This is a genomic window from Variovorax sp. GW531-E2 (assembly GCF_059423125.1).
Map to the genome: position 1 here is coordinate 214,281 of NZ_JBWKXQ010000003.1, position 13,103 is coordinate 227,383.

At 69.3% G+C, this 13,103-nt stretch carries 11 protein-coding genes; 10 read left to right on the forward strand and 1 reads right to left on the reverse strand.

What is annotated here, in order from left to right:
- Positions 1 to 111 precede the first annotated feature (111 nt).
- Positions 112 to 933, reverse strand: a complete 822-nt coding sequence (locus tag AC07XP_RS03800) for a ferritin-like domain-containing protein (protein ID WP_095947537.1) — start codon at positions 931 to 933, stop codon at positions 112 to 114.
- Between the two features lie 262 nt (positions 934 to 1,195).
- Between AC07XP_RS03800 and alaS the strand changes: the two genes are divergently transcribed.
- The 10 genes from alaS to AC07XP_RS03850 all read left to right on the forward strand — a co-directional run bounded on the left by alaS (position 1,196) and on the right by AC07XP_RS03850 (position 13,097).
- Positions 1,196 to 3,820, forward strand: a complete 2,625-nt coding sequence (alaS, locus tag AC07XP_RS03805) for an alanine--tRNA ligase (protein WP_495263852.1) — start codon at positions 1,196 to 1,198, stop codon at positions 3,818 to 3,820.
- Positions 3,821 to 3,853: 33 nt separating this feature from the next.
- A complete protein-coding gene (locus AC07XP_RS03810; protein WP_495263853.1) occupies positions 3,854 to 4,870 on the forward strand; it encodes a 2-dehydropantoate 2-reductase in 1,017 nt (338 codons plus the stop codon).
- Positions 4,871 to 4,923: 53 nt separating this feature from the next.
- A complete protein-coding gene (locus AC07XP_RS03815) occupies positions 4,924 to 6,183 on the forward strand; it encodes a D-amino acid dehydrogenase (RefSeq protein ID WP_495263854.1) in 1,260 nt (419 codons plus the stop codon).
- Positions 6,184 to 6,374: 191 nt separating this feature from the next.
- The gene (locus tag AC07XP_RS03820; protein ID WP_495263855.1) at positions 6,375 to 7,358 is read left to right on the forward strand and encodes a Bug family tripartite tricarboxylate transporter substrate binding protein; all 984 of its coding nucleotides are present in this window, start codon (positions 6,375 to 6,377) and stop codon (positions 7,356 to 7,358) included.
- Between the two features lie 20 nt (positions 7,359 to 7,378).
- Entirely contained in the window at positions 7,379 to 8,194 is an 816-nt protein-coding gene (locus AC07XP_RS03825) for an SDR family oxidoreductase (protein ID WP_495263856.1), read from the forward strand.
- A 43-nt stretch (positions 8,195 to 8,237) separates the two neighbouring features.
- Entirely contained in the window at positions 8,238 to 8,780 is a 543-nt protein-coding gene (locus AC07XP_RS03830) for a cupin domain-containing protein (protein ID WP_492695774.1), read from the forward strand.
- 27 nt (positions 8,781 to 8,807) lie between these two features.
- Complete coding sequence (locus tag AC07XP_RS03835; RefSeq protein WP_492726237.1) at positions 8,808 to 9,677, forward strand: alpha/beta fold hydrolase; 870 nt, start codon at positions 8,808 to 8,810, stop codon at positions 9,675 to 9,677.
- A gap of 36 nt (positions 9,678 to 9,713) precedes the next feature.
- Entirely contained in the window at positions 9,714 to 10,547 is an 834-nt protein-coding gene (locus tag AC07XP_RS03840) for an IclR family transcriptional regulator (protein WP_070060330.1), read from the forward strand.
- 20 nt (positions 10,548 to 10,567) lie between these two features.
- Positions 10,568 to 11,407 (forward strand): SDR family oxidoreductase, encoded by an 840-nt coding sequence (locus tag AC07XP_RS03845; protein WP_495261756.1) that lies wholly within the window; start codon positions 10,568 to 10,570, stop codon positions 11,405 to 11,407.
- Positions 11,400 to 13,097, forward strand: a complete 1,698-nt coding sequence (locus tag AC07XP_RS03850) for a thiamine pyrophosphate-binding protein (RefSeq protein ID WP_062474586.1) — start codon at positions 11,400 to 11,402, stop codon at positions 13,095 to 13,097. Before AC07XP_RS03845 ends, AC07XP_RS03850 begins: the two co-directional genes overlap by 8 nt.
- Positions 13,098 to 13,103: the final 6 nt, after the last annotated feature.

Below are 13,103 nucleotides of genomic sequence, written 5' to 3' on the forward strand. Positions count from 1 at the left end.
GTGCGGGTTCTCTGTGCGTGACAGCAATCCAGAGATTCAGCCCAGCATCGTGCTGGGTTTTTTTTGTGCGCTTACTGGCGTTATCTGGCGCTTTCTGGTGTTTGGGGCCCGTCAGCGCAGGAAGACATGCTCCATGAACTGCCGGATCGGGTACTGGATCACCGTCTGTACCCGGGCCGGCAGCTCCAGCGGGCGCATCAGCATCTTCAGCGTGGCGGCGGGGCTCAGGTGGGTGCGGATGGTGCGGTTCATGTGCGCGCTCAGCTGCTGCACGTAGGCCGCGTCGCCGGCGCGGTGCGGAGCGCGAGCCTGCAGCACGTGGCGGACGGCGCAGTCGGCGTCCTCGCTTTTCAGCTCCAGCGTGCGCCGGCCGATGGTGCCCATCACGCGGAAACGGTTCAGCCGCTCCTGCGCGCGGTAACGCCGAAAGAACCGGTAGAAGTGCTTGTAGTGGTTGACCTCATCGGTCGCGATGCGGGTGGCCAGGTCGCGCAGCACCGGCTCGGTGGTGCTGCGGGCCATGGCCCGGTAGTAGGTGGCGGTGCCGGTCTCGACCACGCAGCGGGCGGTCATTTCCAGGGCGCGGGTCGGGGCCAGCAGCTCGACCTTGCAGTAGGTGGCGTACTCGTCGAGGAAGCCGCGATAGGCGCTTTCCCAGGGAAATTCGGGCCAGACGTGGTCCACGTAGGCGCGCAGGGCGCGGCCGTGCTGCAGCTCTTCCTGCTCCCAGTGGTTCGACAGCCACTCGGTGACCTCGTCGTCGCCCCGGAAGAAATCGACCAGGTTCTGCGTGTACAGGTCGGAGCCGCTCTCGATGAAGGAGGCCGACGCCACCAGGTAGAAGAGGTTCTCGTCCGTGCGCACCTGCTCGCGTGCGATGCGGGAGAAATCGAGGTCTTCGATCTTCCAGTGTTCCGACGCCTGACCCGCCATGCGTGCTCCTTGATTCATGGTTGCCGATGAAAACAGGGAAGAAACAGGCTGCAGCCGGGGAGGGCGCGCACCGCTTCAGCCGTCCATATTAGCCCCGGCTCCCGGATCGCGCGTGCGCAAGGCCCGCGGCGGGCCCGGGCACCATGCGCAAACCTATAATCGATTGTTCAAGCAAATCAAGCAGTTAGGCCGGTTCAACGCAGTGGTTTCGACGCAGGGTCGCCATCGCCAGGCCGCCCCCGACAGCAGACGAAATCCAAAGATGAGCCAGCCCACATTCACGGTCGCGGACATCCGCAAGACCTTTCTCGATTTCTTCGCCTCCAAGGGCCACACGGTGGTGCCTTCGAGCTCGCTGGTGCCGGGCAACGACCCGACGCTCATGTTCACGAACTCGGGCATGGTCCAGTTCAAGGACGTGTTCCTCGGCGAAGACAAGCGCCCCTACGTGCGCGCCGCCTCGGTGCAGGCCTGCCTGCGTGCCGGCGGCAAGCACAACGACCTCGAGAACGTGGGCTACACCGCGCGCCACCACACCTTCTTCGAGATGCTGGGCAACTGGAGCTTCGGCGACTACTTCAAGCGCGACTCGCTGAAGTGGGCCTTCGAGTTGCTGACCCAGGTCTACAAGCTGCCGGCCGAGAAGCTCTGGGCCACCGTCTACATCGAGGACGACGAGGCCTACGACATCTGGACCAAGGAAATCGGCCTGCCGCCCGAGCGCGTCGTGCGCATCGGCGACAACAAGGGCGGACGCTACATGTCCGACAACTTCTGGATGATGGCCGACACGGGCCCGTGCGGCCCGTGCTCCGAAATCTTCTACGACCACGGCCCCGAGATCCCCGGCGGCCCGCCCGGCTCGCCCGATGAAGACGGCGACCGCTACATCGAGATCTGGAACAACGTGTTCATGCAGTTCGACATGCAGCCCGACGGCTCGGTCAAGAAGCTGCCCGCGCCCTGCGTCGACACCGGCATGGGCCTGGAGCGCCTGGCCGCGATCCTGCAGCACGTGCACAGCAACTACGAAATCGACATCTTCGACGCGCTCATCAAGGCCGCAGGCCGCGAGACCGGCACGCAAGACCTGTCGAACAACTCGCTGCGCGTGATCGCCGACCACATCCGCGCCACCTCCTTCCTGGTGGCCGACGGCGTCATTCCCTCGAACGAAGGCCGCGGCTACGTGCAGCGGCGCATCGTGCGCCGCGCCATCCGCCACGGCTACAAGCTGGGCCAGAAGAAGCCCTTCTTCCACAAGCTGGTGCCCGACCTCGTGAAGCTCATGGGCGACGCGTACCCCAAGCTCGTGGCCGATGAGAAACGCATCATCGACACGCTGAAGGCCGAAGAAGAACGCTTCTTCGAAACGCTGGCCAACGGCATGGAAATCCTCGACGCGGCGCTGGCCGGCGATGCCAAGGTGCTGCCGGGCGACGTCGCCTTCAAGCTGCACGACACCTACGGCTTCCCGCTCGACCTGTCGGCCGACGTGTGCCGCGAGCGCGGTCTGAGCGTCGACGAAGCGGGCTTTCACGCCGCCATGGAAAAGCAGAAGGCCGCGGGCCGTGCCGCCGGCAAGTTCAAGATGGACCGCAACGTCGAGTACGCCGGCGCGGGCAACACCTTCACCGGCTACGACCACCTCGAAGAAAACGCCAAGGTCGTCGCGCTGTACCTCGACGGCGTGGCCGTCGACGCGCTGAAGGAAGGCCAGAGCGGCATCGTGGTGCTCGACACCACGCCCTTCTATTCGGAGAGCGGCGGCCAGGTCGGCGACCAGGGCGTGCTCGTGGCCGAAGGCGTGCAGTTCGGTGTCGACGACACACAGAAGATCAAGGCCGACGTGTTCGGCCACCACGGCACGCAGACCCAGGGCACGCTGAAGGTGGGCGACACGGTCAAGGCCGCCGTCGACATCGCGCGCCGCGCCGCCACCATGCGCAACCACTCGGTCACCCACCTGATGCACAAGGCTTTGCGCGAAGTGCTGGGCGACCACGTGCAGCAGAAGGGCTCGCTGGTCGACGCCGACAAGACGCGCTTCGACTTCGCGCACAACGCCCCCGTCACGCGCGAGCAGATTCTCGAGATCGAGAAGCGCGTCAACGCCGAGATCCTGGACAACGCGCCCACGCAGGCCCGCGTGATGGACCTCGAGTCGGCCCAGAAGACCGGCGCCATGATGCTGTTCGGCGAGAAGTACGGCGAGACCGTGCGCGTGCTCGACATCGGCACCAGCCGCGAACTGTGCGGCGGCACCCACGTGGGCCGCACGGGCGACATCGGCCTGTTCAAGATCGTCAGCGAAGGCGGCGTGGCCGCCGGCGTGCGCCGCATCGAAGCCGTCACCGGCGCCAACGCGCTGTCGTACCTGCAGGACCTCGAATCGACCGTGCACAGCGTGGCCGCCACGCTCAAGTCGCCGGCCGCCGAGCTGCAGGGCCGCCTCTCGCAGGTGCTCGAGCAGGTCAAGACGCTCGAACGCGAAGTGGGTGCGCTCAAGGGCAAGCTCGCGTCGTCCAAGGGCGACGAGCTCATCGCGCAGGCGGTGGACGTCAACGGCATCAAGGTGCTCGCGGCCAAGCTCGACGGCGCCGACGCCAAGACGCTGCGCGACACCATGGACAAGCTCAAGGACAAGCTGAAGACCGCCGCCATCGTGCTGGCCGCCGTCGACGGCGACAAGGTGCAGATCGCGGCCGGCGTCACGGCCGACAGCATCGCCAAGGTCAAGGCCGGCGAGCTGGTCAACTTCGTGGCCCAGCAGGTCGGTGGCAAGGGCGGCGGCAAGCCCGACATGGCCATGGCCGGCGGCACCGACGCCGCGGGCCTGCCGGCCGCGCTGCAATCGGTGCAGGCCTGGGTCGCCCAACGGACCTGAGGTCCTTTCCGCTCACTACCCACACAGCACTTCATGTCCGACGCGATCCCCGGTGAAGTGCTCGTGATGGGGGCGGGCACCATCGGTTGCTTCATCGGCGGCAGCCTCGCGGCGGCGGGCGTGCCCGTCACCTTCGTCGGCCGTCCGCGCGTGCTCGACAAGCTCGCGCGCCACGGCCTCACGCTCACCGACCTCGACGGCGCCAAACACAAGCTGGCGGCGCCCATGTTGCGCTTGTGCGAGCAGGTGCCGGTGGGCGCGCGGCCCGCGCTGGTGCTGCTGTGCGTGAAGAGCGGCGCCACGGCCGAGGCGGCGCGCGAACTGGCCTTTGCGCTGCCGGCCGGCACCACGGTGGTTTCGCTGCAGAACGGCATCTCGAACTGCGCCGCCGCGGGGCAGGCCGGCCCCTCGCTCAACATCCGTGCGGGCATGGTGCCGTACAACGTGGCCGAGATCGACGACGGTGCCTTCCACCGCGGCACGCCAGGCCGGCTGGCCGCGGAAGACGACCCCGCGCTGCGCGACTGGCTGCCCGTGTTCGAGCGCGCCGGCGTGCCGCTCGACCTGCATGCCGATCTGCTGCCGGTGCAGTGGGGCAAGCTGCTGCTCAACCTCAACAACCCGGTCAATGCGCTGTCGGGCCTGCCGCTGCGCGACGAGCTCATGCAGCGCGGCTACCGCCGCTGCTTCGCGGCGCTCATCGATGAAACGCTGGGCGTGCTGCGCACGGGCGGCATCGTGCCCGCGCAGGTCGCGGCCGTGCCGGCGCGGCGCCTGCCAGGCCTGCTGCGCTTGCCCGACTGGCTGTTTCGCATCGTCGCGGCACGCATGCTGCGCATCGACGCCAAGGCGCGCTCCAGCATGGCCGACGACCTCGCGTTGGGCCGTCGCACCGAGATCGACGCACTGAGTGGCGAGGTGGTGCGGCTCGCGCAGGAGCACGGCCTGAGCGCACCGCGCAACGCGCGCATGGTCGCGCTGCTCGAGGCCTGGCCGCAACAGCCGAAGCGCTGGACGGCACGCGAACTGCAGGACTCGCTGGGTCTCTGAGCGCCAAGCCTGTACCCTCAGGCCATGGCGGCTTTCAAGAGGGAGGGGTTGTCATGCAGGTCCTGATTCTCGGCAGCGGTGTCATCGGCACCTCGGTGGCGTACTACCTGGCGCGCGCCGGGCACGCGGTGACGGTGCTGGAGCGCCAGCCGGCGCCCGCGCTCGAAACCAGCTTCGGCAATGCGGGCGAAGTCTCGCCCGGCTACTCGGCGCCCTGGGCCGGGCCTGGGGTGCCGGTCAAGGCGATCAAGTGGATGCTCATGCAGCACAGCCCGCTGGTCATCAAGCCGATGCTCGATCCGGCGATGTGGCGCTGGGGCCTGTCGATGCTGCGCAACTGCACGCAGGCGCGCTACGAACTCAACAAGGGCCGCATGGTGCGGCTGGCCGAATACAGCCGAGACTGCCTGAAGGCGCTGCGCGCCGACACGGGCATCCGCTACGACGAGCGCATGCAGGGCACGCTGCAGCTCTTTCGCACGCAGACACAACTCGACGGCACCGCGAAGGACGTCGAGGTGCTGAAGGCGTCCGGCGTGCCCTACCAGGTGCTCGACCGCGACGGCTGCGTGCTGCATGAGCCCGCGCTCGGCGCCGTGAAAGACAAGTTCGTCGGCGGCCTGCGCCTGCCGGGCGACGAGACCGGCGACTGCTTCAAGTTCACGCAGGCGCTGGCCAAGCTCGCTGAGGCCGAGGGCGTGCAATTCAGATTCGGCGTGAACATCCAGGCCCTCGAACACGAAGCGGGGAAGGGCGTGACCGCGGTGCGCACCGACCAGGGCGTGTTCGCCGCCGACCGCTACGTGGTCGCGCTCGGCAGCTACTCGCCCGCGCTGGTGAGGCCCTTGGGCATCGACCTGCCGGTCTACCCGGTCAAGGGCTTCTCGATCACGGTGCCCATCACCGACGCGAGCGGCGCGCCCGAATCGACCGTGATGGACGAGACCTTCAAGGTCGCCGTCACGCGCCTGGGCGATCGCATCCGCGTGGGCGGCACGGCGCAGCTCTCGGGCTTCGACCTGGCGCTCGATGCGCGGCGGCGCGACACGCTCGAGCACGTCGTGACCGACCTGTTCCCGCGCGGCGGCCCGGTGCGCGATGCGTCCTTCTGGACCGGCCTGCGCCCCATGACCCCCGACGGCACGCCGGTGATCGGCGCCACCCGCGTGCCCAACCTGCTGCTGAGCACCGGCCACGGCACGCTCGGCTGGACCATGGCGGCCGGCACCGGCCGCGTGATGGCCGACCTGGTCGCGGGCAGGGCGCCCGAAATCGACATGGAAGGCCTGACCGTGGCGCGCTACGGCGGGTAGCCGCTCCACGCTTTTCCCCTCGAAGGGCGGCCCGAAACGGCCGCCCTTTTTCGTGGGCCGCGCGCGCCGGCGTCACCTCAACTAGGGTTTTTACCTAGTCATGAAGTTGTCTTCGTCGGTATTCTCGCGGTGTTCCATTAATAAATCGTTGTTTCTTTAGTGAAACAAACCACCGATTCCACGGACCCTCGATGACACACACTCGCCGCCTCGCCATCGCCGCTGCCGTCTCCCTGGCCGCCGCTTGCGCTTCCGGACTCGCCTGGGCAGACACCTACCCCAGCAAGCCGATCACGCTGGTCGTTGCCTATCCGGCGGGTGGCGACACCGACGCCTTGGCGCGCCTGTATGCCGAGAAGCTCTCGGCCCGCGTCGGCCAGCCCGTGGTGGTCGACAACCGCCCCGGCGCCAGCGGCATCATCGGCAGCGCCTTCGTGTCCAAGGCCGCGCCCGACGGCTACACGCTGCTGCTTGCGCCCAGCACCTTCTCGATCGCGCAGCTGGTGCTCAAGACCGGCAGCGCCTCGGGCTACGACGTGCTCAACGGCTTCACGCCGATCGTGCAGACCGGCAATCTGCCGCTCTTCCTCGTGGCCAGCGGCGCCAAGGGCTACACCGGCCTGAAGGACGCGGTGGCCGCGGCCAAGGGCGGCAAGTCGCTGAGCTACGCCAGCCCGGGCAGCGGTTCGCCGATGCACATCCTGGGCGAGATGTTCGCCCGCGCCTCGGGCACCAGCCTGGCGCACGTGCCGTACAAGGGCGTGGCACCCGCCGTCAACGACGTGCTCGGCGGCCATGTGCCGGTGACCTTCATCACGCTGGGCCCGGTGGCGCCCTACATGCCCAACGGCAAGATGGTCCCGCTGGCCGTGGCCTCGCGCGAGCGCTCGCCGCTCGCGCCCAAGGTGCCGACCTTCGCCGAGCTGGGCTACAAGGACGTCGAGCTCACCGCCTGGAACGGCCTGTGGGGCCCGCGCAACCTGCCGCCCGAGATCGTGAAGACGCTCAACGGCCACTTCAACGAGATCCTGAAGATGCCCGAGATCGTCGCGCGCATGGCCGTGCTGGGCACCACGCCCGTGGGCGGCGACGCCGACGTGCTGGCCAAGACCAACGCCGCCGACTTCGCGCGCTTCGGCAAGGTCATCAAGGAACTCGGCATCCAGGCCGACTGAACCTCACGGAGACGCCCGCCATGACCGACCTCAAAGCCATCGCCGATCCCTCCAGCCTGCAGTCGCTGCTGGCCGAGATGCCCGCCAACCTGCTGGCCGGCCGCCGCGTGCTCGTGACCGGCGGTGCGCGCGGCCTGGGCCTGGCGTTCGCGCAGTGCGTGGCCGCGGCGGGTGCGAGCGTGGTGCTGGCCGACATCCTCGGCGAGCTGGCCGAGACCGAAGCCAAGGCGCTGCGTGATGCCGGCCGCACGGCGCACGCGCTGGCGATCGACCTGTCGGACCCGACCTCCATCGAGGCGGGCGCCGCCGAGGCGGTGCGCCTGCTGGGCGGCCTGGACGGCCTCGTCAACAACGCCGCCATCACCAACTCGGGCGGTCGCGACGCGCACCAGCTCGAGATCGACATGTGGGACCGCGTGATGAACGTCAACGTGCGCGGCAGCTGGCTCATGGGCCGCGCCTGCCGCCCCGCGCTGGCGGCCAGCGGCCGTGGCGCCATCGTCAACCTGGCGTCGGACACGGCGCTGTGGGGCGCGCCCAACCTGCTGGCCTATGCCTCGAGCAAGGGCGCGGTCATTTCCATGACGCGCTCGCTGGCGCGCGAATGGGGCGGCGACAACATCACGGTGAACGCCGTGGCGCCCGGCCTCACGCTGGTCGAGGCCACCGAGTACGTGCCGATGGCGCGCCACCAGAAGTACCTCGAAGGCCGCGCCATCCCGCGCGAGCAGCAGGCGGCCGACGTCTGCGGCGCGACCGTGTTCCTGCTGTCCGGCCTGGCGCGCTTCGTCACCGGCCAACTGCTCGCCGTCAACGGCGGCTTCGCGATGCACTGAACCCGTCACCACCGACCGAATTTCCCGACCAAGGAGTACACCCATGAGCGATTTGTCCGAACAGCAGAAGATCAACAACGCCAACACCCTGGCGCAGCCCGAAGGCAGCAGCCTGGCCGAGTGGATGAACACCCGCATCGCCCGCTACGAAACCCGCAAGTACGACTGGGATGCGCTGAAGTTCCAGGCCGACTTCGACCCCAAGTTCCGCCGCGCGCAGATGCGCTACGTGGGCACCGGCGGCACCGGTGTCGCGGCCGACACCAACACCGTGCCCTCGGAGCACTTCACCTTCTCGACCATGGTGATCCCGGCCGGCCACGAAGGCCCGCCGCACATCCACACCGACGTGGAAGAGGTGTTCTTCCTGATCCGCGGCAAGCTCAAGGTCGTGATCGAGAAAGACGGCGAGCGCTTCGAAACCATCATGACCGACCGCGACCTGATCTCGGTGCCGCCCGGCGTGTACCGCGAAGAGATCAACATCGGCGACGAAGACGCGCTGATGTGCGTGATGCTCGGCGCCAAGAAGCCCGTCACGCCGACGTACCCCGCCGACCACCCGCTGGCCAAGATCAAGCGCTGAGCGAGCGAGCCAGCGAGCGAACAGGCCATGAGCACCGTCGACATCTCCGCGCAGACCCTGCCGGCTTCCGAGCTGGCGCGGCTCGACGCGCGCTTTCCGGCCCGCGACGTCGCGGTCGGCGGCGGCGCGGTGGTGTCGGTGCGCGAATGCGGGCAGGGCCCGGTGATCGTGTGCCTGCACGGCATCGGCTCGGGCGCGGCCTCGTGGCTCGACACCGCGGCGCTGCTGGCGCCGCAGGCCTGCCTCATCGCCTGGGACGCACCGGGCTACGGCCGCTCGACGCCGCTGGCCTCGGCCGCGCCGACCGCCGCCGACTACGCCGCACGGCTTGAAGAAATGCTCGATGCGCTGTCGATCCGCTCCTGCGTGCTCGTCGGCCATTCGCTGGGCGCCATCGTCGCCGCGTCGGCCGCCCGCAGCGAGTCGAGCGCCAGTGAGCGCATCCGCCGCCTCGTGCTCGTGAGCCCCGCCATCGGCTACGGCGCCGCCGCGCGCATCGACGCCCGCGCCAAGGTGCGCGCCGAACGCCTGGCCACGCTCGACGACCTTGGCATTGCCGGCATGGCCGCCAAGCGCGCGGGCCGGCTCGTGTCCGACGGTGCCAGCGAACACGCCCGCCAGTGGGTGCGCTGGAACATGGCGCGCCTGAACGACCACGGCTACCGCCAGGCCGTCGAGCTGCTGTGCAACGCCGACCTGCTGGCCGACCTGCCGCCGCCGATGCCCGTGCGCGTGGCCTGCGGCGCGCTCGACGTCGTCACGCCGCCCGCCGCCTGCGAAGAAGTCGCGCGCCGCTGCGGCGTGCCCCTCGAATTGGTGGACGATGCGGGTCACGCCGGCTATGTGGAACAACCGCAGGCCGTCGCCGCCTTGCTGCGCGAATCGCTCGCCGGCTGACCCGACACGAACAAGACAACCGAGAGGAATCCAGACATGGCCACCGACAACGAAGTGATGGAAGAGGGCGCGGACCGCTACAACGTGCCCGCGCTGGAGCGCGGCCTGCGCGTGCTGTGCGAGTTCAGCCGCGAGAGCCGCACGCTCTCCGCGCCCGAGCTGGCGCGCCGCTTCGACCTGCCGCGCTCGACCGTCTTCCGTCTGCTCACCACGCTGGAGAACATGGGCTTCCTCGAGCGCGCCGAGGGCGGGCGCGACTACCGCCTGGGCCTGGCCGTGCTGCGCCTGGGCTTCGAATACCTGGCCTCGCTGGAGCTCACGCAGCTGGGAACGCCGCTGCTCAACCGCCTGTGCGACGAGCTGCGCACGCCCTGCAACCTGGTGGTGCGCGACGGCCGCTCGATCGTCTACGTCGCCAAGGTGGCGCCAGCCACGCCCTTCGCCAGTTCGGTCACGGTGGGCACGCGCCTGCCGGCCCACGCCACGGTGCTGGGCCGCATCCTGCTCGAAGACCTCACGCTGCCGCAGCTGCGCGCGCTGTACCCCGAAGACAAGCTCGAGACCTTCTCGCCGAGCACGCCCAAGACCGTGAACGAACTGTTCGACATGGTGCAGGCCGACCGCCAGCGCGGCTATGTGCTGGGCGAAGGCTTCTTCGAATCGAACATCTCGACCATCGCCGCGCCGGTGCGCGACCACAGCGGCCACATCGTGGCGGCACTGGGCGCCACCATCACCTCGGGCCACATCGACGAGAACCGCATGGACGAGATGGTGCAGCGCGTGCGCGGCACCGCCGACGAGATCTCGGGCCTGCTCAATTACTCGCCCGCGCGCACCAGCAAGGTGGTGCCGCTGCGCAGCGCCTGACGACTGATTTCAGATCGACCATGACGACCTTCGCCCCTTCCTCCTCCTTCTTCGCCGCCGACGCACTGGCCGGCCGCGTGGCCGTGGTCACGGGCGGGTCGTCGGGCATCGGCCTGGCCACCGTCGAGCTGCTGCTCGGCTGCGGCGCCGCCGTGGCGCTGTGCGGGCGCAACGCCGAACGGCTCGATGCCGCCGTGGCCGGCCTGCGCGCGCAATACCCCGACGCCAAGCTGTTCGCGCAGACCTGCGACGTGCTCGACGCCGCCTCGGTGCGCGCCTTCGCCGCCGCGAGCGAGGCCGCGCTCGGCCCGGCCTCGATGCTGGTCAACAACGCAGGGCAGGGGCGTGTCTCCACCTTCGCCGACACCGACGACGCGGCCTGGATGCAAGAGCTGAACCTGAAGTTCTTCTCCGTCATCCACCCGACGCGCGCTTTCCTGCCGCAGCTCACGGCGCAGCGCGCGGTGCTGGGCGATGCCGCCATCGTCTGCGCCAACTCGCTGCTGGCCCGCCAGCCCGAGCCGCACATGGTCGCCACCTCGGCCGCGCGCGCGGGCCTGTTGAACCTCGTGCGCTCCATGGCCACCGAGTTCGCGCCGCAGGGCGTGCGCGTCAACGGCATCCTGATCGGCCTGGTCGAGTCGGGCCAGTGGCGCCGCCGCTTCGAGGCGCGCGAAGACAAGTCGCAGGACTGGGCCGCCTGGAGCCGCCAGCTCGCCACCACCAAACACATCCCGCTGGGTCGCCTGGGGCTTCCGACCGAAGCCGCGCGCGCGATCCTTTTCCTTGCTTCACCGCTCGCGTCGTACACGACCGGCAGCCACATCGACATCTCCGGAGGCCATTCCCGCCATGCATAACCCCAACAACACCGTCACGGTCGGCGCCGTCGTCGCCGCGTTCCTCGAGCAGTGCGGCGTCAAGGCAGCCTTCGGCGTGATCTCGATCCACAACATGCCGATCCTCGATGCCTTCGCGCAGCGCGGCACGGTGCGCTTCATCTCGGCGCGCGGCGAAGCCGGCGCGGGCAACATGGCCGATGCCTATGCGCGCTCCACCGCCAGCCTGGGCGTGTGCATCACCAGCACCGGCCCGGCCGCGGGCAACATCGCCGGCAGCATGGTCGAGGCACTGACCGCCGGCGCGCCGCTCTTGCACATCACCGGCCAGATCGAGACGCCGTACCTGGACAAGGGCATGTCGTACATCCACGAGGCGCCCGACCAGCTCACCATGCTCAAGGCCGTGTCGAAGGCCGCGCTGCGCGTGCGCAGCGTCGAGACGGTGCTCGGCACGCTCAAGCGCGCGGTGCAGCTCGCCATGACGGCGCCGACCGGCCCGGTAAGCGTGGAGATTCCGATCGACATCCAGTCGGCGCTCACGACCATGCCGGCCGACCTGTCGCCGCTGCCCATCGAGCGCCCCGTGCCTTCGGCCGCCGGCCTCGATGCACTGGCCGCGCGCCTGGCCACGGCCAAGCGTCCGCTGCTGTGGGTCGGTGGCGGTGCCCGCCATGCGCGCAGTGCGATCCAGCGCCTGCAGAAGCTGGGCTTCGGCGTGGTCACGACCACGCAGGGCCGCGGCACGGTGCCCGAGGACGACGCCGGCTCGCTCGGCGCCTACAACATCCAGAAGCCGGTCGAGGCCTTCTACCAGACCTGCGACGCGATGCTCGTGGTCGGTTCGCGTCTGCGCGGCAACGAGACGCTCAAGTACGAACTGAAGCTGCCGCGCCCGCTGTACCGCATCGACGCCGATGCCGCTGCCGAAGGCCGCTGCTATGCGTCCGAGGCCTTTGTCTGCGGCGATTCCGCGCTGGCCCTCGACGGCCTGGCCGACCGCCTCGAAGCCGCGAAGTACCAGGCCGACCCGCAGCTGCTGGTCGACCTGCGCGCCGCGCACGACCAGGCCGTGGCCACGCTGCGCGACGGCCTCGGCCCGTACGCCGAACTCGTGCGCCAGCTGCAGTCGGTGGCCGGCCGCAAGTTCAACTGGGTGCGCGACGTCACGGTGTCCAACAGCACCTGGGGCAACCGCGAGCTGCGCGTGTTCGAACCCAGCGCCGGCGTGCACGCCACGGGCGGCGGCATCGGCCAGGGCATGCCCATGGCCATCGGCGCGGCCATCGGCGCGGCGGTGACGGGCTCGGGCCGCAAGACCTTCTGCCTGGCCGGCGACGGCGGCTTCATCCTGAACCTGGGCGAGCTGGCCTGCATGGTGCAGGAGAAGGCGCCCATGGTCATCGTGCTCATGAACGACAAGAGCTACGGCGTGATCAAGAACATCCAGGACGCGCAGTACGGCGGCCGCCAGTGCTACGCCGAGCTGCACACGCCCGACTACGACCTGCTGTGCAAGTCGATCGCGCTGCCGCACGCCCGCGTGAAAGACCTGGCCGACCTGCCGGCCCAGCTCGACCAGGCGCTCGCCGCCGACGGCCCGTTCCTGCTGGAGATCGACATGCTGTCGATCGGCGGCTTCAAGACCAGCTTCGCCGGCCCGCCGACCAACACGGTCACGCAGATTCCCGCGCTCGGCGCGGCCAAGTGAGTGAAC

Excerpts from the sequence above, each read along its gene's own strand:
- AC07XP_RS03800 (WP_095947537.1), bottom strand. The coding sequence starts at position 933 with ATGGCGGGTCAGGCGTCGGAACACTGGAAGATCGAAGACCTCGATTTC.
- alaS (WP_495263852.1), top strand. The coding sequence starts at position 1,196 with ATGAGCCAGCCCACATTCACGGTCGCGGACATCCGCAAGACCTTTCTC.
- AC07XP_RS03810 (WP_495263853.1), top strand. The coding sequence starts at position 3,854 with ATGTCCGACGCGATCCCCGGTGAAGTGCTCGTGATGGGGGCGGGCACC.
- AC07XP_RS03815 (WP_495263854.1), top strand. The coding sequence starts at position 4,924 with ATGCAGGTCCTGATTCTCGGCAGCGGTGTCATCGGCACCTCGGTGGCG.
- AC07XP_RS03820 (WP_495263855.1), top strand. The coding sequence starts at position 6,375 with ATGACACACACTCGCCGCCTCGCCATCGCCGCTGCCGTCTCCCTGGCC.
- AC07XP_RS03825 (WP_495263856.1), top strand. The coding sequence starts at position 7,379 with ATGACCGACCTCAAAGCCATCGCCGATCCCTCCAGCCTGCAGTCGCTG.
- AC07XP_RS03830 (WP_492695774.1), top strand. The coding sequence starts at position 8,238 with ATGAGCGATTTGTCCGAACAGCAGAAGATCAACAACGCCAACACCCTG.
- AC07XP_RS03835 (WP_492726237.1), top strand. The coding sequence starts at position 8,808 with ATGAGCACCGTCGACATCTCCGCGCAGACCCTGCCGGCTTCCGAGCTG.
- AC07XP_RS03840 (WP_070060330.1), top strand. The coding sequence starts at position 9,714 with ATGGCCACCGACAACGAAGTGATGGAAGAGGGCGCGGACCGCTACAAC.
- AC07XP_RS03845 (WP_495261756.1), top strand. The coding sequence starts at position 10,568 with ATGACGACCTTCGCCCCTTCCTCCTCCTTCTTCGCCGCCGACGCACTG.
- AC07XP_RS03850 (WP_062474586.1), top strand. The coding sequence starts at position 11,400 with ATGCATAACCCCAACAACACCGTCACGGTCGGCGCCGTCGTCGCCGCG.